This is a genomic window from Morganella sp. B601 (assembly GCF_051172335.1).
GTDB classification, from domain to species: domain Bacteria; phylum Pseudomonadota; class Gammaproteobacteria; order Enterobacterales; family Enterobacteriaceae; genus Morganella; species Morganella morganii.
This window is the reverse complement of sequence record NZ_JBPIZE010000001.1, coordinates 652,166-671,071: the sequence shown is the minus strand read 5'-3', so window position 1 is coordinate 671,071 and position 18,906 is coordinate 652,166. Positions and strand designations below refer to the sequence as shown.

27 protein-coding genes are annotated in these 18,906 nt (G+C 48.9%); 2 read left to right on the top strand and 25 right to left on the bottom strand.

Annotation, left to right across the window (positions count from 1 at the left end; genetic code table 11):
• Position 1 precedes the first annotated feature (1 nt).
• Entirely contained in the window at positions 2 to 742 is a 741-nt protein-coding gene (locus ACSBQN_RS03190) for a phage baseplate protein (protein WP_434991584.1), read from the bottom strand.
• A 210-nt stretch (positions 743 to 952) separates the two neighbouring features.
• Here ACSBQN_RS03190 and ACSBQN_RS03185 point away from each other — a divergent pair, with 210 nt between their 5' ends.
• Positions 953 to 1,372 carry a hypothetical protein gene (locus ACSBQN_RS03185; RefSeq protein ID WP_434991583.1) on the top strand — a complete coding sequence of 140 codons (420 nt, stop codon included), beginning with the start codon at positions 953 to 955 and terminating at the stop codon, positions 1,370 to 1,372.
• Positions 1,373 to 1,374: 2 nt separating this feature from the next.
• Here ACSBQN_RS03185 and ACSBQN_RS03180 read toward each other — a convergent pair whose 3' ends face one another.
• Positions 1,375 to 1,779: a hypothetical protein gene (locus ACSBQN_RS03180; protein WP_434991582.1), complete on the bottom strand. Its 405-nt coding sequence runs from the start codon at positions 1,777 to 1,779 to the stop codon at positions 1,375 to 1,377.
• Between the two features lie 7 nt (positions 1,780 to 1,786).
• Positions 1,787 to 2,254 (bottom strand): Panacea domain-containing protein, encoded by a 468-nt coding sequence (locus ACSBQN_RS03175; protein WP_434991581.1) that lies wholly within the window; start codon positions 2,252 to 2,254, stop codon positions 1,787 to 1,789.
• A 717-nt stretch (positions 2,255 to 2,971) separates the two neighbouring features.
• Here ACSBQN_RS03175 and ACSBQN_RS03170 point away from each other — a divergent pair.
• A complete protein-coding gene (locus ACSBQN_RS03170; protein WP_214168169.1) occupies positions 2,972 to 3,307 on the top strand; it encodes an SHOCT domain-containing protein in 336 nt (111 codons plus the stop codon).
• A 20-nt stretch (positions 3,308 to 3,327) separates the two neighbouring features.
• Here ACSBQN_RS03170 and ACSBQN_RS03165 read toward each other — a convergent pair whose 3' ends face one another.
• From ACSBQN_RS03165 to ACSBQN_RS03060, 22 genes are all read right to left on the bottom strand, one after another.
• Positions 3,328 to 5,025: a phage tail protein gene (locus ACSBQN_RS03165; protein WP_434991580.1), complete on the bottom strand. Its 1,698-nt coding sequence runs from the start codon at positions 5,023 to 5,025 to the stop codon at positions 3,328 to 3,330.
• A 147-nt stretch (positions 5,026 to 5,172) separates the two neighbouring features.
• A complete protein-coding gene (locus tag ACSBQN_RS03160) occupies positions 5,173 to 5,568 on the bottom strand; it encodes a phage tail assembly chaperone (protein WP_434991579.1) in 396 nt (131 codons plus the stop codon).
• A complete protein-coding gene (locus ACSBQN_RS03155; protein WP_434991578.1) occupies positions 5,568 to 6,002 on the bottom strand; it encodes a phage protein in 435 nt (144 codons plus the stop codon). Before ACSBQN_RS03155 ends, ACSBQN_RS03160 begins: the two co-directional genes overlap by 1 nt.
• Before the next feature lie 10 nt (positions 6,003 to 6,012).
• The gene (locus ACSBQN_RS03150; protein WP_434991577.1) at positions 6,013 to 7,524 is read right to left on the bottom strand and encodes a DUF3383 domain-containing protein; all 1,512 of its coding nucleotides are present in this window, start codon (positions 7,522 to 7,524) and stop codon (positions 6,013 to 6,015) included.
• A gap of 2 nt (positions 7,525 to 7,526) precedes the next feature.
• Positions 7,527 to 8,021 (bottom strand): phage neck terminator protein, encoded by a 495-nt coding sequence (locus ACSBQN_RS03145; protein ID WP_242671757.1) that lies wholly within the window; start codon positions 8,019 to 8,021, stop codon positions 7,527 to 7,529.
• Positions 7,945 to 8,283, bottom strand: a complete 339-nt coding sequence (locus tag ACSBQN_RS03140) for a hypothetical protein (RefSeq protein ID WP_434991575.1) — start codon at positions 8,281 to 8,283, stop codon at positions 7,945 to 7,947. The genes ACSBQN_RS03145 and ACSBQN_RS03140 overlap by 77 nt, the downstream gene beginning before the upstream one ends.
• Positions 8,280 to 8,744 (bottom strand): hypothetical protein, encoded by a 465-nt coding sequence (locus ACSBQN_RS03135; protein WP_427111031.1) that lies wholly within the window; start codon positions 8,742 to 8,744, stop codon positions 8,280 to 8,282. The genes ACSBQN_RS03140 and ACSBQN_RS03135 overlap by 4 nt, the downstream gene beginning before the upstream one ends.
• Positions 8,741 to 9,103 carry a DUF4054 domain-containing protein gene (locus ACSBQN_RS03130; protein ID WP_427111030.1) on the bottom strand — a complete coding sequence of 121 codons (363 nt, stop codon included), beginning with the start codon at positions 9,101 to 9,103 and terminating at the stop codon, positions 8,741 to 8,743. Before ACSBQN_RS03130 ends, ACSBQN_RS03135 begins: the two co-directional genes overlap by 4 nt.
• Before the next feature lie 15 nt (positions 9,104 to 9,118).
• Positions 9,119 to 10,057 carry a major capsid family protein gene (locus tag ACSBQN_RS03125; protein ID WP_434991573.1) on the bottom strand — a complete coding sequence of 313 codons (939 nt, stop codon included), beginning with the start codon at positions 10,055 to 10,057 and terminating at the stop codon, positions 9,119 to 9,121.
• A gap of 3 nt (positions 10,058 to 10,060) precedes the next feature.
• A complete protein-coding gene (locus ACSBQN_RS03120) occupies positions 10,061 to 10,537 on the bottom strand; it encodes a phage cement protein (RefSeq protein ID WP_434991572.1) in 477 nt (158 codons plus the stop codon).
• Positions 10,537 to 11,697 (bottom strand): DUF2213 domain-containing protein, encoded by a 1,161-nt coding sequence (locus tag ACSBQN_RS03115; protein WP_434991570.1) that lies wholly within the window; start codon positions 11,695 to 11,697, stop codon positions 10,537 to 10,539. The genes ACSBQN_RS03120 and ACSBQN_RS03115 overlap by 1 nt, the downstream gene beginning before the upstream one ends.
• Positions 11,698 to 11,700: 3 nt before the next feature.
• On the bottom strand, positions 11,701 to 12,492 hold the full coding sequence (locus ACSBQN_RS03110; RefSeq protein ID WP_434991568.1) for a phage head morphogenesis protein: 792 nt from the start codon (positions 12,490 to 12,492) through the stop codon (positions 11,701 to 11,703).
• Positions 12,446 to 13,840: a phage portal protein gene (locus ACSBQN_RS03105; protein WP_434991566.1), complete on the bottom strand. Its 1,395-nt coding sequence runs from the start codon at positions 13,838 to 13,840 to the stop codon at positions 12,446 to 12,448. The genes ACSBQN_RS03110 and ACSBQN_RS03105 overlap by 47 nt, the downstream gene beginning before the upstream one ends.
• The gene (locus tag ACSBQN_RS03100; RefSeq protein ID WP_434991564.1) at positions 13,840 to 15,069 is read right to left on the bottom strand and encodes a PBSX family phage terminase large subunit; all 1,230 of its coding nucleotides are present in this window, start codon (positions 15,067 to 15,069) and stop codon (positions 13,840 to 13,842) included. The genes ACSBQN_RS03105 and ACSBQN_RS03100 overlap by 1 nt, the downstream gene beginning before the upstream one ends.
• A complete protein-coding gene (locus ACSBQN_RS03095; RefSeq protein ID WP_434991563.1) occupies positions 15,053 to 15,475 on the bottom strand; it encodes a DNA-packaging protein in 423 nt (140 codons plus the stop codon). Before ACSBQN_RS03095 ends, ACSBQN_RS03100 begins: the two co-directional genes overlap by 17 nt.
• A 405-nt stretch (positions 15,476 to 15,880) precedes the next feature.
• Complete coding sequence (locus ACSBQN_RS03090; protein WP_434991562.1) at positions 15,881 to 16,423, bottom strand: KilA-N domain-containing protein; 543 nt, start codon at positions 16,421 to 16,423, stop codon at positions 15,881 to 15,883.
• 281 nt (positions 16,424 to 16,704) lie between these two features.
• Positions 16,705 to 16,929 (bottom strand): hypothetical protein, encoded by a 225-nt coding sequence (locus ACSBQN_RS03085; RefSeq protein ID WP_096875355.1) that lies wholly within the window; start codon positions 16,927 to 16,929, stop codon positions 16,705 to 16,707.
• A gap of 40 nt (positions 16,930 to 16,969) precedes the next feature.
• The gene (locus ACSBQN_RS03080; RefSeq protein ID WP_274371824.1) at positions 16,970 to 17,146 is read right to left on the bottom strand and encodes a hypothetical protein; all 177 of its coding nucleotides are present in this window, start codon (positions 17,144 to 17,146) and stop codon (positions 16,970 to 16,972) included.
• A 9-nt stretch (positions 17,147 to 17,155) separates the two neighbouring features.
• Positions 17,156 to 17,560: a lysis protein gene (locus ACSBQN_RS03075; RefSeq protein WP_434991618.1), complete on the bottom strand. Its 405-nt coding sequence runs from the start codon at positions 17,558 to 17,560 to the stop codon at positions 17,156 to 17,158.
• Between the two features lie 29 nt (positions 17,561 to 17,589).
• Positions 17,590 to 18,006 (bottom strand): structural protein, encoded by a 417-nt coding sequence (locus tag ACSBQN_RS03070; RefSeq protein ID WP_434991561.1) that lies wholly within the window; start codon positions 18,004 to 18,006, stop codon positions 17,590 to 17,592.
• A complete protein-coding gene (locus ACSBQN_RS03065; RefSeq protein ID WP_311133472.1) occupies positions 17,999 to 18,313 on the bottom strand; it encodes a phage holin family protein in 315 nt (104 codons plus the stop codon). Before ACSBQN_RS03065 ends, ACSBQN_RS03070 begins: the two co-directional genes overlap by 8 nt.
• Before the next feature lie 196 nt (positions 18,314 to 18,509).
• Entirely contained in the window at positions 18,510 to 18,743 is a 234-nt protein-coding gene (locus ACSBQN_RS03060) for a hypothetical protein (RefSeq protein WP_350820639.1), read from the bottom strand.
• Positions 18,744 to 18,906 lie beyond the last annotated feature (163 nt).

The window sequence follows — 18,906 nt, the reverse complement described above, 5'->3', positions numbered from 1 at the left end:
ATTATTTGCCTCCAACCATTTCACGTAATACCGTTTTCCCGTTTTCAACCTTCTTCGGCTGCGTCTTACCCATGTTTTTCTTCGTGGGTGACGATGCTTTTACGTCCGGGTGTATACCCTGTGCTTTCTGTGACTCGACAATAAATATCTCCCGCAGTGTCAGTGAGAACTCCGCAGAGCCGTCATATTGCTGCGTGGTGCTGATACTCACAATCATCATGTTTTCGTACTGCTTAATGCCGGTCTGAACGGTTATCGGCTCACCCTTCTTCTGGATACTGAGTAAGTCCTCATAAGCCTTGCCTACCCTGTCCAGTGACGGTGACGAGTCGTTAGCCATGCCCGCAGCTTCCGGGTACCACGGAGCCAGCACTTTACCGACCTGCTCTTTGATATCCTGCGTCTGTCCGACTATCTGGTTATACATGGCCTCTGCCTGCCGTGTGCTGGCGCGTATTTCCATCGGCATCGGGTACTCGTCCATAAAAGCCAGGTCATTTCCGAGCATGTTTTTGAAGTACTGCGGCGGCTCGTAACCGACCATGACGCCGGTTACGGTGATTTCTTTCGGTTCCAGTATCGCGTGGTCGGCAATGTCTGCGCCGGACTCGACAGGGTTTTCAGTGAGCCGCATATTGGACTCATGCCCCTCGACCGTCACCGCGTCCAGCTCAAACTCACCGATAGACCGGGTGACAACCGTAGCGCGTCTGGATGTGTTAAATCCGCTGAGTAAATCCATATTGGCTCCAACGACGAAACCCGCAGTTAAGCGGGGATCAGTTTGTGAGGTTATTACGGGAAAAGTGCTGTTAAATCAAAGGTGGTTCGATGGTTCAGCAGTCAACAAAAAACCCGCCTAGGCGGGTCTTAGTGTGCAGATAGTGCAAAACACAGGCATCAAATATATAATCAACGATAATTAATATAAATTGATACGGATAGTTATTCAGTGAGTGAAATTATTGAGTTTCTTGAAAAGATGCGCCCTTACTGGCCACATGCTTTAAAGGCCGTTGGTTTGCTTATCCTTGCTTACCTAGCAATCAGGTTCTCGTCTAAGGTATACCGGTTTTTGGTAAACTCATCACCAAAAAAGGAGTTAGTTAGATACCTGATAAAAGAAAGAATGGACATTGAGTCAAGCGTCATTAGCCATGAATGCAATTACACAGAGTTTTCTTTATCAGATAACTATAAAGCATACAAATACAAGAAGTTACTTCCTGATGCCCTGTGCGAGCTAACGGTAAAAGAATCAACTATAATCTTAGAGCTATGGGATGATCTGAAGAATGCCAAAATTAAAAGATTAAGTAATGATGTGAAGATAAACGCGATAGATAAAATAATTAGCAGACTTACAAGGTGACGTTACTTTTCGCTTTCTGAGTAACTCCCTTTCCTATTGGACGGGAATAAGCCCCTTATGACACCAAGGAAAGCTGCAAATGTGTTCAGCGTCACTGCTGATGTGATTGCAATAAGCACATTTTCACTAAATATATCTTTATCAAAGAAGAATTTACAAAAAGCAGTTGCAGCCAAAACAACAGCCCAGCCATATAATGTTTTCCTGACAACGTTATATGCCTTATCACCAAACCGTTCTCGCAATTCACGGTCAGCCTTTCTATCCTCAACTTCCTGCATAAGGATTAGATTGTTTGGCTCCTGATCTATTGATGGCCCATCCGTATCAGAAGAGCTATCAGGGATGCTTTTAACATCCCCAGGTAGGTTGATATTGCTTAGTGGGCTACTCGGTGGTTGCTGCACTTTCCGATTACTCTATACATTCTTTTAATAGTTCATTTGTGATAACAGAACTATCTTTCTCTGTTCTGTACCAAGCGGTTCCTGGCTGATGGGTAAGGAAGGATAGTTGAGTTCCTCGCAACTCCCCATAAACCTCTACTATCTTGTCCACAAGAGCGTTAATTTTCACGTCTGAATCTGGCACAGTTGGCTGAATAGAAAACAGATTTCCGCTTTCTACTTTAAAATCAACTATCATGCTAGTGATATTGTTGGCACCATACATTTTCACCTTGTGATAGAGGGACGGGATTACTGGCCCATATCGCCACTTTGCAAAGAAATCATCAAAAATTGGCGCATCATAAATTTTGAGCGACCATGACTGAGCATAAAACATAAGTTTCTGCAATTTCATCGGGGTTAACTCGGGGATATCCCCATTCAGCGCCCTCTGAATGAAGGCGTTTGCAACAGCTACGGCTGAGTATGCCATTTTTGCCTCCTTATTTTAATGTATAAATATACAGTATTTACTGTACACCTATGATAGCAGATAGCTAAATCTTGTCTACGTAAATGATGCCTTAAAAATCAAAGTCAAGATCTTTCGTAATGAATATTAGTTTACGTGTCACGGATTATCAATATGTCACAACAACTATCATTCTTCGGCATACCCACTATTTTACCCTGCCGCCCACACCGCACAACTCAGCACCGGAAAGCCCCTTCCGGGGCTTCCCCCGATGAACGCGCAATCTACAGGCCACGGGAGGCCTTACTTATTCATTATGTAAATTTCTTTTTTTAGATTAAAATCCGCCCCCCGAATACTTTAACCAAAGAAAAAACATGAAATACACTTTATTGCTACTGACGCCATTACTTCTCACAGGATGCCAGGGGAAAAATTATTGGGAATTAACTCCAGCAGAAAAGGCAGAAGTCAGAGCCATGCATGATAAGAGCGCTAATGTATCCAGAAAATGCAACCGGATAAAAAACCAATTTGAGCGCACAGACTGTTTTCTCGACAGAAACGACGATGACTTTAACCGAATGTACTAGACGATAGTCCCTTCCGGGGCTTCATCAATCCTCTTTGTACTGCTTGATCAGCTCGCAGTCTTTGGTGCATGGTAAACGTTTTGCTTTCAATTGCGCTTGTCATTTTATAAAGTAAGTAAAATTTATGAGTGAGATCGTGTAAATGACAATGAAATATTGTTCTGTCTGTGAAAAAAACGTTGATGCCAAAAGAAAAATTGGTATAGGTAGCCTTATTGCTGTTATTTTTACCGGCTTCATTTGGCTTCTTGTGCTTCCGTTTTATAGCAAACGCTGCCCGATTTGCCAAAATTCAAACCTTTCCGCCCCGAAATCGTCGGCTGAGTTAAAATCAATACGGCAGGAAAATGCGCCTCCTGCTCAGGTGATCCATGCAGCAGACCCGATATCGCAACTTGAAAAACTGGCAAAACTGAGATCGTCCGGCGCTTTAACTGACGACGAGTACGAAACACAGAAGAAAAAGATTTTGGGATAAAGCCCCTCGCGGGGCTTTTCCTATATACCACTCGCAAATGTTGTTTCTGTGTTGCGAGCCGTCTTTTGTAGCTCCTTGGTTAATCCATCAACTGCCAATCCGGCGGCTTTCACTGCATCATTGGTATTAATAGTCTGCTTCACATCCACATTGTAAGTTGCTGAGTTCTGGTTTCCTCCGTTAACAACGGATTTAGGAGGTGGCATACCGAAATCCATTCTCCTGATCCCGCCGGTCATCGACAGCTCCGGATTTTCCCTGATTTTCTTCATCAGCTCTGAGTTTTCGATTTCATCCAGACCATTCCTGATCCAGTTCATTACCGCATCAAATGCCTTTTCAATGGCCTTAAATGCCTTTTCAAACGGTTCAGAGACAAATTTCACGACAGCTTCAAAGGTCTCTTTGATTTTGTCTGTGAACGATGAAGAATCATTACCCCAGATATCGAACAGCTTTTTAACCAAGTTCCAGCCGTTACGGAATGGTGCGGCGATAAAATCAACGACAGCGAGGAAGGTGGTTTTAACCGCATTAACAGCAGTTTTAACGCCGTTTTTAATCCAGTCAAACACACGCCTGATTACGCGCATGATAGATGACCACACCTTTGAGACTGTTTTTAACAGACCCGCCCACAAAGAACCAAGAAGATCAAAAAAGCCAGAGAAGAACTGAATTAGCCCATCAAAAACTTTCATTGCATCCTCGGCCATCCCTGACCATGCTTCTGACATCAGATCAGTGTCGCCGGTAAATATTCCAAGGATGAGTTTCAGCACATTTTTAAAGTAACTGAACAGGCCAGAAAATACTGAGATAATACTGTCAACCATTGTCACAAAAGCGCCGGTTATGCCATCAATTATCTCTTTATTGTTTGTGTAGAACTCATTCCACCAGGCAATGACATCCTTAATCCAGCCGATACACGCACCCCAGAATTCACCGAACTGCGATTCTTTGCCGTCCAGGTAACCCATCAAATCGTCGATGACAAGCATCAGCCCGACAATGGCAGCTATAACCCATGTTATTGGGCTCATGAGCATCGACCGATTCAGTATCGCAAATGCGGCCGCAAGCAGGATAAGGGCACCTCTCCAGCCTATCGTGCTGTCAATAACCTTCCATATTGCCCTTCCGGTATTAATTATTACTCTGAAAAATCTCCCCGCCCACTGGATGACTTTCGTCAGCCCTGCGGCTATCAGTTCTTTGTTGGCACCGAGCCAGTCGTTAAACTTCTGCGTGATAGCAGTCAGTTGCGGTACCAGATTCAGGGCTATCTTCGTTTTAATCGACTCAATCGACAGCCCTGTCTTCTTCATGGCCTCCTGATACTCGTCAGCCTGCTGTAGCTCCTGCTTCGAGATATCGAACAACAGCCCTTTCTCTTTTGACAGGTTCTGCGCCCCGGCAATCGCGCTGTCGAGAAAGCCCAGCACCTTACCGGAGACAAAGCCGATAACCGCGCCGACCCCGACGGCGATCATCTTCAGTTTGCTCATACTGCGCCCGGCTTCTTCGGCCTTTTTACCAGCCTCCTCCGCCCCCTGCGCCGCACTTTCGCCAATGGTGTCCAAGTCACCGTTTATTTTGTTGGCCTCGTTTGCCATCGTAACCGCAGCAGCACCGAGGGCAACGACGACCTCCTGTATCTTTGCCGCCTGTGAGGTATCAATACCGATGGCGACCAGAAGTTCCTCTATTTCCATCCTCTGCCCTCTGCTGGGATAATAAACGCTCGACATATGCCTCATGAAAATCAAGCACATCGTCGAGCGTTGCTGTGGTTCTCAGGTCATGACCGGTGTATTTGCCCTCCATGATGGGGAGCATTTTTAACCAGTCAGTATCGCCGTCTACACCAGATTCAGATTGTCCAAGTCCAGCGTATTTACTTTGGATGCGAGGCCAGCGGGCAAAAAACCGGCAAAGTGGAACTTCAGGCCGTCGATGACCAACTGGAAATAATGCGATTTGTGTGCTTTGAAGTGCGTGTTGAGTACGTCCGGGTTTTCGATATGTACAACCGCGCCGGATTCATCAGTCACTGTCACAAACTTCAGAACAAACTTTTCGACATCCGCAAACTCAGGAGTACCGATATTCGCCAGTGCGCCGCCGATATCGATGCGTACATCTTTGCCTTCCAGCGTCAGGTTACCGCGCAGAATCTGCGTCAGTTTGGTGCCCATGTTTTTAGTTGCGATAAAGTTCGCGTCACGGTGTTCGTAGGTGATGCCGTCAATTTCCATCAGTTAAATGCCCCTTTTGCCAATTTGGTTACTACCCGCTCAAACTGAAGCGTCCATGTCTGGGCGTTATGCCCTGTGCCGCGCGCCTGTGTTGGTGGTGTGGTGAAAAAACCGCGCTCCCCGATAATTTCGTCACCGTTCCAGGTGTCTTTGAAATACATCTCCACCGGCGTTGGCGCTGACTGACTATTCAGAATGTGGTTGCGGAGTCCGGATAAAAACTCGTTATCCGCAGAATGCTGCAGCAGTTTTATTGTCAGCGTGCCGGATTCGTTACCGGTGAACACAAACACAGCGCGTCCCGCAGCACCAACTGTCATTGCGCCGTCATCACCGACCGGAGCAATGGATAGTGAATCACTGGATTCATCGAACGCAGTAATCTCGTAGCCGTTAAGCATGAGAATACTGCGGTCATGTCTGTATACCGCCATTGATTACCCCTTAACGGTTAAATTGAACAATCAGGTCAACAGAGTGACCGGCACCGGCCAGTTTGATGGCGCACATGATCGGCATCATCTTACGGGCTTCGCGCTCTGCCTGTGACTGCGTGTCGAAGCTGTCTGAGTAGAAGTAAAAGCCCTCTTCCAGCCGGTCGCCGTAGGTGACTTCACCGATATCATTCCCGCGCCAGATGCCACCGGCCATAAAGCCATTACGCACAAATTCGCGCCCGATGATATTCAGGTCGCCGATGAGCATTGCCTGCCTTTTGTCGGTCTGCGGAACTTTGGTCGGGTTAGCCTGAAGCGTGGTGAATGCCTGTTTCTGGCATGCATCGATAAACGCATCCAGCCCCATCACCTCATCGATAAACGTCTTGCCGAGCATGGTGCCTTCGGCCAGCATATTGATGCCGTCATAGTCGGTGTAGAAATTGATACCGAGGCGGCGGCACTTCTGCGCTTCGGTTTGTGTAATCCGGTCATCAGAGCGGACAGAAGTCTGCTGTTTGAACTTCACCGTTTTCGCCGTGTTCTGACCACTCCACTGTGTTGATACCGCGATAGCCAGCAATTCAGCTGCTGCGTAGTCATCACCGGTTTTGTTGAACTGCACCATCAGGCGACCGCTGTTTTTGTCGTACAGCTTTTTCAGGATGTTGTCGTTGCTCCACTCGATCTGTTCATCACGGATGGCAGTGTAGGCCATCACTTTCATATCAGCCGCTGCGACCCAGGTGTGCGCATCATCGAGTTGTTCATCCGTCAGCAGGTCAGCGAAGTACACGCCGTACCAGTCCTGATAGATATTCTGTAATTTATGCAGTGCTTCAGACGGTGATTCCGCCGGTACTGTTTCCGCCGCTTTCCCGGTGACGATAGTTGCCTGACCGTCTTCCAGTTTCAGCATGCCGCCGACATAAGTACCGGTTGCCGGTTCAGTGGCGTAACCGATACGTGTTGCAGGATAAGCGCCTGCAGTTGCCGCCCGGATAATGAAACGATGACCTACCTCGTCCCAGATAGCCTGTAAATTGGCATCTTCCGGCAGTTTCGCCTCAATCACCGCAGCAATATCAGTGAAGTCGATGGCTTTGCTGAAATCCAGACCGGACAACGTTGTTTCAGTGCCGCCGATATTCAGCGTCATTGCGCCGTCAGTGATGGCCTTGAATGCGTTGATACCGGCAGAGAGTGTTGATCCTTTCAGTGCGTTCGCTGTGGCCGGAATCTCCTGCGCCTTTTCTGCGAATCGCGCAATCATGGCTCGCTTCAACTTCGGACGTGCCGAAAATAACGCCTGAGACGCTTTATGCGCCTTTGACCCGGTTCCGAACAGGTTTGCCACATCATCAGCATCAGACACGAATACATAGCGCGTGAGTGCGTCCTGAAACGGCTCTCCGATATCGGATGTGAAAATAGCGACCATGCTCAAATCTTTCCGCTGTGCCGCTGCCGACTGCGGGAGGATCTGAGCGTTGACCACCTCTTTAATTTGTAAACTCATTACTAATCGTCCTCGACAGTAATATCCACGGTTTCGCCACGGTTTAGCGGGGCTTCCATCCGGTGAATGTGAGAGAGAGTTAAATCGATTTGCGCCCGTTGTTCCTTGCCTCCGGCAATGGCTGTCGGAAGGTTGCGGATTTGAGATTTACGGACGATACCAGCGCCTGTGCCTTTAAACAGTTGCTGTGCAAAATGGGTTGATAGTGCGGTTGAAAAGTTCTCCAGCAGCAGGTAAGCGTTATTTCCGAAGGCATTGACTGAGATAATGGTTTCCCGCGTGGTTGTGATGATTTCTTTTTCATTCAGGCCGTCGAACTTAATTTCCGTCCCGATGGGGTCAGATGTAAGCTGATTCACTGAGATAAAATACTTCCACGTCGATACATCCGTCTCGCCATTGCCGTCAATCACCTTGTCTTCAGGTAATTGGGAAACCTTCGCTATCACCCGTCTGACTGCCTTCATATCGAGTCGCGAGAGTGTCGTAATAGCCATAGTCATTCCACGGTGATTTGTCGATGATGCGCCAGCGGTGGTTATTCCAGTGAAATAGCTCCTTCGGCGCAATCGGCTCCTGCGTCATCACGCGGACTGTCGGGTTATAGCGGTCACCCTCCGGCAGGATTTTCAGGTCGGTGGTGCTGGCTGGCTGAACAATACAGGTCAGCGTTCGCTTAACTCCGGATTCAGATTCAAACTCACGCTCCTGCGCGAAGAACGGATCGGAGAAGATATCTTCAGCAAAGTTATCCATCATTTATCGCGCACCTCGTAGGTTATAGACTGAAGCAGGTTTCCGGTATCGATAAGCGGTTTTGATGACCCTTTCCGCGCTACCGTTTTCGGATCAAGTTCAGGATTGATGCCGGACTGAATTTTGCGCTTTACCTCGCCTGACAGCTTTTCACCGACAATGGCAAAAGCCCTGCCTGAAAAATCCCCCTGTGAGATATCAGCTTTAAGTTCACGAATAAGCAATCCTGTCGCCCTGCCCTTATTCTCACCCAGCGTCGACCGCAGAAACGAACGCTCAGGAATATGGCCCGGCACACCAAATTCATGCGCTGCGGCTATAGTGGCATTACTCAACCCGTCATCACGAACATCATTCGTTGCTGCCGGCACACCGACCACCACTTTTTTCTTACCCATTTCACGGATACGGGCCTCTAATGCTTTGAGGCCCGCGCCTTTGAAGTTACCGGAGTTTCTGATCATGGCACCGCCAGAAAGTGAACGCCGACCAGTTTACGGAGCCGGAGATAGTCCTGCCCGTAGGTACTGGAGGCATAACCGTTGTGGTTCGCCGCAAATCCCGAATCAGGCGCAGAGTAACCAACAGATATCCCGCCGGCGGTTTTGCTCGTTGCTGCCTGAACAGGTGCGCCGTTGGTGCTGCCTTTTTTGGTTAATGCGCCGGAAACGTACAGAAGATGAGCGGCGAGTGCATGATGACCCTGTTCAAATAATTTACCCCAGACTTTGCGGGACATCTGATTCTCCGCATCCTCAAGGGCTGTTTTTACTCTGTCGGGGTCTACTCCGGTAAATTCGGGGTAACGTTTAGTGAATTCCATGCTACCCCCGGGAAGTTAAGCTTTGTAATCCACGTACAGGAAGCGATCCAGTTTACGAATGATCGCCCCGGTGAACTGCGCTTCAACCGGAACCTCAAAGCTCATGCTGGAACGCTGGAAAACATCACCCGTTGCCGGAGCCCGCGCCCAGTCAGTGTAAATCGTGGATTCGTTGTTGGTATAAACAACAGCACGGTTGACACCCTGTTTGGCAACACCCTGAGCAAACCCCATCGGAACGCCGACAATCTCAATATTCTGACCGGCAAATTCGTTCAGAGATTGTTTGATGGCCTGCAGGGCATTGATATTGGTCGCACCGTTGGTGATGGACGAATCGTACAGTCCTGACAAGGTCAGCAGATCCATGTTATCGATAGCGATGGTATCCGGCATGATGATTTCGTCACTGGCCTTGTACCCCAGCTTAATAAGGTTAATAAACCATGCGCGCGCTTCCGCACCGGTCATCTCCCCGATGGCCTTTTGTTTGGACATATCTTCGATGTTGACCGCGCCATTATTCAGCATACCGGTAACATCCCGGCGCCGGGCATGCCCGATAAGTGCCGTTTTCTGGATAGTTCTCAGACACACCCCGCGCAGATTCTCCAGCTTTGTGGTGTCCAGCTGGATGCCGAGTTTTTTTGCACGCTCAACACCGAGTTTGGTGTACACAACCGCTTTCGCCCAGTCGATGTAATTCATTTTTTTGGCTTCAATGTTCACATCTTCTGTTTCAAGCGATGTCGTGCTTTCGTCAATGACACCGTTATCCAGATCCTGAGTCCCTGTCTCCTGCCCGTACGCAACATCAGTCGTCTGAACATTACCTTTATTGGTGATGGTCATGAATTTACCAAGCTGAATATCAGGGTATTCCTGCTTTTCAAAGCTTTTATCGAAGTCGATGGCCGTTTGCTCAATGACTTCCTGAATATCTAAATTATCCATTAATTACTCCCCTGTGCCAGCGGATGCCGGTGCCACTTCGTTACGCATGATTTTTGCCAGACTGCCGTTGACATCAGTCACATAAAAATTGGTTTTAATTTCACCGTTGTGACTTACGGTACCGGCATCTTTGCCTGTGGCCACCACAGTGACTGCGCTGCCAATAGCGAGCTCACTTGTTTCAGCCATTTGAACCACGATTTCAGATCCGTGCGGTAACGTCATCAGTGACAAATTACGACCCGGTTTGAATTCATGGTTAATGCCGATAACCATTGCGACACCGAGGATTTTATCTGCAGCAGAACTGACATTTCTGCACCCCTGAGCAACGTCACCCATCGCAACGAAGTACCCGCCTTTGATCGGAGTGTCGCCGACGTTAATGTATGATGGCGCAACAATGCCTGACTCACCCGCACGGGCCACCTGACCCGCAAACCAGCGCTTGCCGAGATAGATATTTTTACCGGTTTCCATTATTTGCCCCCGAACTGTTTGGTGTAATTATGTGGCTCACCAGGAGCGGAATCACTCAGCAAATGCTGCCCGATCTCGCTTCTCGGTTTTGTTGCCACCTGCACGGCGATATAGGCGGAGCGTAACGCTTCATCACTCATGCCTTTGACTGCAGCATCAGTAAATACTTTCCGCTGAACGAGAACAGCCGCATGAATATCACGCTCAGACTTCGCATCTTTCAGGTTCACTTTCGGGAACCGGGCTTTGGCATCTGTCATCGTCGCCTCGGTGGATTTTTCCCCTTTCAGCTTTTCGATTTCTTCCTTCAGTGAGGAATTTTCAGTTTCGAGCTCAGACACCTTTGCCTGTAACTGCGCGTTTTGCTCCTTCAGCGCGGCCAGGTCATCGCCCGCAGCACCGTCCGGATTACCCGGGTCCGCATCTGTTTGCACAGCCTTCATGCTTTCCAGTTGCGTTTTCAGCTCTGCCAGCTGTGCGATTAATTCCTGCGATTTCGCCAGCGCTTCCTCTGATGCGTTGCCATCCAGATCAGCCAGTGCTTTTTCCAGCGCCGCAATCATCCCGACAATCTCATCAGCAGTGAGCGCAGCGCCCTCACTGTCTTTCAGTTTTTTGCCCCGCAGAAATGCAAGGGCGTCTGTTAATGTTTTAAACATTGTTTTACCTTTTCTGTCGTTTAAACGAACCTCAGCGCCGTAGCGCCCTTCTGTTACCACGGCGACATGATTGCCGCGAATATTGATGTGATATAACTTCCCGTCACGCTCTTCGATTTCAGCCGGTTCATAGCCGACAGACACTTCACGGACGTCGGTTTTTTCCAGCGTTGCAATAGCTGCCGCATCCGTGATGTAGACGTCACAGATGACTTTGTCGCCTTCAACCCTGACATTCTGGATGTGGCCTATCGCTTTCTCTTTGTGATCACCGGCGGTGACGGCACCGCTGTCCGGGTGCGTCAGGGTTAGCGGGAGCCCTTCAAAGGATTTAAGCGTTTCCGGTCTGGAGAGTTCTTCGAGTGTGCGGAGAATGGATATTTTTTTGTTGGCATCGCTGCCGGTTAACCCGATTTCGTGGCCGTAGTACTCAATCGACCCGGCACGGGTTATCGTCGCAGTAGTAACAGCGTACCCCTGCGGTGTTTTTTTCCATGCCATTAATTAATCCCATGAGACATAGGGCAGCGCGACACACCGGCACTGATAGTCAGTCCCCGGATGGCCTTCGTATGCCCCGATTGATTTGCGTTTCTTCCACGTTTTGCCGCCATCGTCCGAGTAAACGGAGTCGTCGGAATATTTGCAGAGTTTTCCGTTAAGCGGGAAATGACTATCGCGCTCCCGCTCATCGCCAGCACCTCCCCATTCGTACAGATCAAGACCGAGCGCACGACTGCGTGATTCTGTCAGCGCTGCGTTGAGTTTTGCGGTCTGGTCACGGGCGATAAATTTCGCACGGCTTTTCGATACCTTCCCGCGCTCACGAATGGATGCGACGATATTTTCATGCCTGCCGCCGTTCTTCAGATTACCGAATACCTCAGCGCCGATATCGTTGATGAAATCGTTCTTTATAGACTCGATTAAATCGACGTTATCTTTTACCGCTTTGTCCAGGTCGGAACGTATAGCCTCATCCCCGAGCATGCCGGTCAGATCAATGCCGAACGCTTCGTTGTATGTGCGCTGCGTCTGCTCTTTATTCTGCTGGTTCGCACGATTTACCAGACCAAACGAAAGGCGGCTCGCGATATCCGCGAAAGACATACTGGCAACCTTCTGTATGGCTCTGGATAATTTGGCGGTGATGCTGATGGGTGGTGTATTTGGTGCGTCATTCAGTACGGGGCTTTCTAACTCTGTAATTATCAGGTCTGCGATATTATCGATAACCGAATACAGCCGGTCACGATACCAGACCTCGGAACGCTTGCTCTGCCTGATTGGCCGCATTCGTCGTCGGCGCGGTTTGAGCCGCCCCTGTTTGCGCTCCAAAAGCTGTTGAAGTTCCATAGTCACCATATCCTGATGATTCGACGATCCGCTTGATGTCCGCGTCTGTAACAGTGACAAGCAGGCCACGCGCCACCATTTCTTTCAGTACCGTTTCCTCGTCAATCACGCTGTTCTGCAGCATCGATGCAAATCCGGTCGAGTACGCCGTAAATCGCGTTGCCAGCTCAGCCTCGTTGATACTGTCAATTGACGGATACGTGTATTTTAGTTCGTCACTGACTGGGAGCTTGTCGAGAATGAACTGGTCTACGAAGTCCTGCATCGGGCGCAGCCGGGATTCCTGCAAGCCGTTGATAGTTTCGTAATAGGCTTTGTTGTCCTCTTCGCCTGAGTTAAATCCGCTGGCTGACTGCCCGAACAGAACAGTGATCGGCCTGTCCAGCGCCCCGGCAAGGACGTTTGCCATTTTTGTTATCACGTCTGACAGCCCGGTAAATTGTGCCGTCTTTTGCTCATACCGTGTCGGCGCTTCTGCGGTTCCCGCGTCGATTAACATCAGTCCGGTTGATGACTTTGTTTTCTTCATCACGGCTGCATACTGAAGCACCTGATTTTCCATCCCGGCATCGATCTGTGCGTTCATTCCTGAGAGGAACATCACATCGACGTTTGCCTCCTGGATGGTGTCTCCGGTACTGACTATCGCTGTATCGAATGTCTTTATTGCAACATACGGGGCTTGCAGGTCTGATGTGCCGTACTTCTTCCGGTCTTTGATGCTGTGCTTGCCAAGCTTTATCCGGTGACACCGGGAGTGGTGAAACTTAAGCTGTTTCGTCCCGATATCGATCTGATACGTAAGCGGCTCGCCAAAGTGTGGGGAAGCAATATCAGCGATAACATGCGAATCCGGCGTGTACTCCCCTTTCTTCAGTACGATGAACTTAATGATGTCCTCGGACTTTAAATCCAGCGGAGAGACTATCTGCTCATCGGAACAGTCAGTAACCGCAACAACCATTGCATCACCCAGCAGAGAGGCCCATGTGAGCGCGTCGCGGAACACCTGACCGAGGTTAAGCTCTGTCTCCATATCACGGATCTGCTGCTTCAGCGCCTCGTCAATATTCCCGGAGAACTCGCGCGGCAATTTCAGCATGTCGTCGGCAGTTTTGTTGATGTACTTCGCCACCACCCACGACCCTTCATAAAGCGCCTCAAGCTCACTGTCAGGAACTCTGTCCCGTTTATTACTGTACTTCACAGCGCCGATTTTCTCGCCGAGAGATGTCATCAGGCTGCTCAGGCCATCATTGAGACGACCGATTAACGTTTTCTTAGTCATTACATGATGTCCCAGACTGTTGTCCGTCCTTTGATATACCCGTCCAGCCCGTACCGTGACGCATCCCAGCAATGGTTATGAGCATCAGCAATTACCGGCAGAACCTCACCGGTAATGCGGTCTGTTTTGTACGAGTAAAGACGGGCTTCTTTTGCTGTCTCTTTGCAGCGGGGGTGAATGATGATTTGCTTAAATCCGCGCAGGAATGTGATTCCATCCTCTACGCTACCCTGCCACTTTTTGGCAGCGGAGATGTTGAATCCCTGACGGCGGAGATAGCTGATTGTTTCCGGACGCGCTGAGTCGGCTTTGATAGGCCACTTCCTCACCTCCGGTATCTTGTCGTAAAACGCTGGCATGTGGTCAAGCTCTACACCGATGCCGTATGCCTCATATTCGATGTACAGGCAATTATCCAGAATGAACTGTCGCAACAGCGTGTTCGGGTCTTTCGCAAAGCCGAAGTCAGCGCCGAACAGCAGCCTGTCGGCCTTCTTCCAAAGGTCATCAGGAAACGATTGAACAACGTATTTGTTCGCCAGTACCTGTTTATCTGAGTTTTCGAGGTAAGCGCCTTCCCATATCCATGCGTAATCTGCATATTCCAGGCTATCTAGGTCATAAAGCCTTTCTTCTTCCAGAACATCAGGAAACCATGGATTATCGCTATAGTTCATTTCAACGATAATTGAATTTTTGGGAGGCTTTTTTCTGAATCGCTTGTCAGTGGCGCTTCCGTCTTTTTCCGGGTTCCATGTCACCCATATTTCAGAACCAGACTCGCGGACAGTTGGCCTTAATTTTTTCCATGCTAAATCTGATACAGACTCCGCCTCATCGACCCACGCCAACAGAATTCTTGCCTTTGACTTAATACTGTCGAGATTGTGCCGCAGCCCGCAAAAGACGTAGCTGACTTTCCTGCATTTGGTGCGGATATACTTCTCACCGATATCGAAGTAAGCATTCAGCCATGGCACAGACCGTATAGCCTGTTTTACTTCCTCCATTGATGATTCTTCGAGTGAGTTCATAAACTCACGGCCGCAAAGAATAACACCGCTGATACCCTGCTCTGCCGCCTGATACGCTTTGACCGCGCTCATCATTGCAAACGTCCTGGTCTTTGCACTACCGCGCCCGCCATGCGAGCCACGATACCGAACGCCTTCCTTTGCGAATACCGGAACTAACTTGGCGGGAATTGGTAAATCAACTGTCTGATCCATCAGGTGATACTCCCACCAATCTAATCACTGTTGGTTTTTGCGTCATAGACCCGTCAGGTGATCGGTGATCTATTTCCTGCTTCTCGGAATAGCCGTGCTTGGTAAGCATTATCTTTGTAATTGAGGGGTTGAAATCACCTTTCAATCCGCCATTTATCAGCTTATTTTCCTGTAAAGATAAAATCCCCTCTACGATGTCCGAAAACTCCCGCCCGAGGTCACTATCTTGTTTTGCATACTCATACGTTGTTGACCTGGCGATAGCTAAGTAACACGCTAAACCAGCGACACTAGGAACTACGTCGCCGAGTGATTCATAACCGCCGTACAGGTATTCTTTTGCCTTAGCGATTAGCTCATCAGTCAGCTTGCTAGGGCAACCAACCTGTTTAGATTGTTGTCCCATGTCGATTCCTTGTATTTGTGAGGTATCACCATTTCTTCCACCACGGCAGGTGTCGCCGCATATGAGGGTGTCTTTATCCCGGTGTTACCGATTATTCTGGATGTCCACACGCTCGCCGTGAGGAGTGGCACAGGTCGTGGCTAATGTGGCAGAGGAGATCGGCGGCTCGGTAGTAATAAAAAAGACCGCTGGGCGGTCTATTCCGTTGATAATCAAGCAAGGCTCAATTTTGAGCTCTGTTGTCGTAGCGATAGCGTAATTCCCTGATAGCCTCGCGTGGTGTAACGCCACATCCGACCCACAGGAATCGGTAGGAGGAAAACTTGTCGCTTTTCATCCGTATCATCCGCGCCACCCACACCCCGGATTCTCGCCTGAGGTGAGGCTTATACCAACAATGTAAATTCATTGGCGCGCCTCCATCAGCGAAACCATATCCGGGTCCATCTGCGCAATGATATTTGCTCGGGTATCTGTTAGCGACTTCTTCCGTCCGCCAACGCCCCAGCTATTCATTCTGCGGGCGCAGTGGCTAATCTCCTGCTTTTCAGTAGCAATCAGCAGGTCAAGGCGGTTAAGCATGGTCATGTTCGACAGCCCGTTAAGTGTCGCTTCGCGGAATGTCTCATACACACTGATTTCAAACTCAGGCTTAATCCATGCTGCATAGCGTATCGCCAATAATTCAGCAGCCCATACGCCTTGCTCATTACCACCGTTAACTACCTTAAGTGATTGATTTCCTTTCAGAGGACTTTTTTGTCCTCTGGCATCGAGAGCAGAAACAAAGCGCTTAACTCCGGCACTCCGGATAAACTTACCCGGCCTTTGTGACTCGCTGGCCTCGCCTTTGAGAACCGCCGCCGCATGTAAATCATTCAGGCTGTAACGCCCTTCGCTATCAACACGAACGGCCACGCCGTTAACAATAACTTTTGGATATTGCATGATGTCTACCTTACTTAGTAATGAATCCTGCCACATAGGAGATCAGCCCACCAAAGCGACATCAGCTATAACTGATCGCCTCAGGACTCATTCCTAAATATTGGCTTGGTGTTTAAAGATGTGTGCATGTGGTGCACAGGGTGAAATGTGAGAGATGCGCAACCTTCGCCACGTTACCTACGTTGCTGGGTCACTTGCGGCTTACCCGCCAGCCAGATATGGACCACCTCACTTATTTGCGATGAATCCATTAAAAAGCCCCGCTATTTAGCGAGGCGCTGTTATTTAATCTGACCAGTGAGCTTTATCGCCCAATAGTCATATGGGGTCAGGCTATGTATGGCATCCGCCAAATCAAGCAGCCAGTCAGGCCACCAGTTACGCACAGCGACACGACACTCGCCCTTATGGTCACCAACATAAATTGGCACAACCCCCATAAATAAACCGTAGTGGTCGTAATCCTGTTTTATCTGTTCTTTTGTCAGCCGGTTGAATATCGCCATTACTTCACTCTCTCCGCTTCAATCTCCCGTATTGCCCGTTTTATTTTTTTACGCATGCAGCGGTGCTGTTGATTGACCTTGCTGTGTTAAATTCACGCTCAACAACTTTCTTTGCTGCCTTGCATGTCGCCTCACTTTCAAATTCTTGTGTTCTTACTGACGCGAAGTCATTATCAGAAAATGGAGAGGCGTACATTGCAAAAATTAATATCCACATATGGATTCCTTATTTTAAGCACTGAGTCTTTATGTAGTCCTGCAAATACAGGGTCTGCTTTTCGTTCTCAGCCATCATTTCTCTGAGACGCCAATAATCCTGTTCAGTTGCTTCACTAAGTCGTGGGGCGGCTTCATTGCTTCCGCTTTCGGTGGTATAGGTTCCGGCCTTTGGACACTCGGCTTTGATGTACACGCGCTTAGTGCCAGACTTAACAGCATCACGCAGGTTATCAATTTCAGTTTTGGCATTGGTTAACTCCTGCGTGTACATGGTGTCCAGTTCGTGAAGTGACTGAATGCGGGATTTGTAGTCTTTGTTGATGGCGACTTGTTCAGATAGCTGACTGGTCAGTGAATTGCGTTCACCTCTCAGCTTATCAATCCGGATTGCCTGCCAGCTAATAATGACCACTGCAGCAACCACCGCCCACTCACTGAGTTTCACAGCAGCCCCCACGCGCGTTCAAACACGTCCGGTGAATATGGCTGATACCCCAACTCAACGCCGACAATCGCAGTAGCCAGCGCAATGCCGGTCTTTTTGTCTTTGGTGTTCAGGTGATCATTAATGCCGATACCGATATCCGCAGCAGCGCGGTTGATATAGCCATCCGTGTTGTTTTCATTCGGCGGTGCATATTTGTTGATAATGGCTTTAACTGAGTTCAGTCCGTATTTCGTCTGGTATGTCTGAAGCAATTTATAGATTGCCCGGATGCCATATTCAGGAGACTGGAAACGACAGAACCGTGATTCAATTTTCGGGTCATGTGGCAACTGTCCCTGCCATTTATTCGCTGGGTTGTAATCGATATTACCTGGGTTATTGTTGCGTTCGCCGCGTGCCGGTTTAGTCATCACTCACCTTCCGTAAAAGTCGCTTCTCAAGGGTTTTAATCAGTTCAGCGCCAGACCAGCCAGCAAGACCGGCAATGCCGCCTGCCAGCTCCGGCACCCACTGGTAATAACTGGAGGCCAGATACACCATCGCACCGGCAAAGATGGAGACAATCACCTGAAGAAAGAAAAATCCCCAGCTTATTTTTTCTCCGTTAAGCACCTTGTAGGCGCAGCTTGCGGCAGTGCCGAGAAGAGTCATGATGCTAATGAGCATTCCCACAAGCCAGTTGTAGTTTCCGGGGTCTTTATAGGGCATTTTACGCATACCTCCCCCTTAGCTTGGGGCTGGTTAGATAATAGGGTGCCGCGCACAGTATCTCTGCGCTGATTACGTTTGTTTGTTCAGGATTCTGTGGCGGCGTATATGAAAAAAGGCCGCACAGGGCGACCTTTGGAATGCTGGACTCGCATAACGAATCCGTACGCGCAATGTACTCGTGGTACATGCGTTATGTGAACTATTAATAGACTTCTGAAAAAACACCTACATCGACAAACATCTGCCGGTCGCGAACTTCTTTGATGCTCATGCCGAATACTTTCCTGTGATTAGCGCACATCCAGCAACCACACAGTGCGGGAGTACGGTAGCACATGCCTATGCTGCGTTTAGTGGCGTGTCCGGCATTGTAATATTTGCTGCGCTTGGATTTTAGGCGTTTCTCGTGATGGCGTCTTATTGCTTTACTTCGCATTAATGACTCCGTAATTCAGTTGTTCGGAATAACCGAACATGTGAACTATCCGGAAATTCCGGAGAGTTGAACCTGTAAGTAACCCTTACAAGTTGCAGATATGAAAAAGCCCTCCGGAGAGGGCTGTTATGCATGCTTCGACACAAGGCCAGTTTCCCGCCGG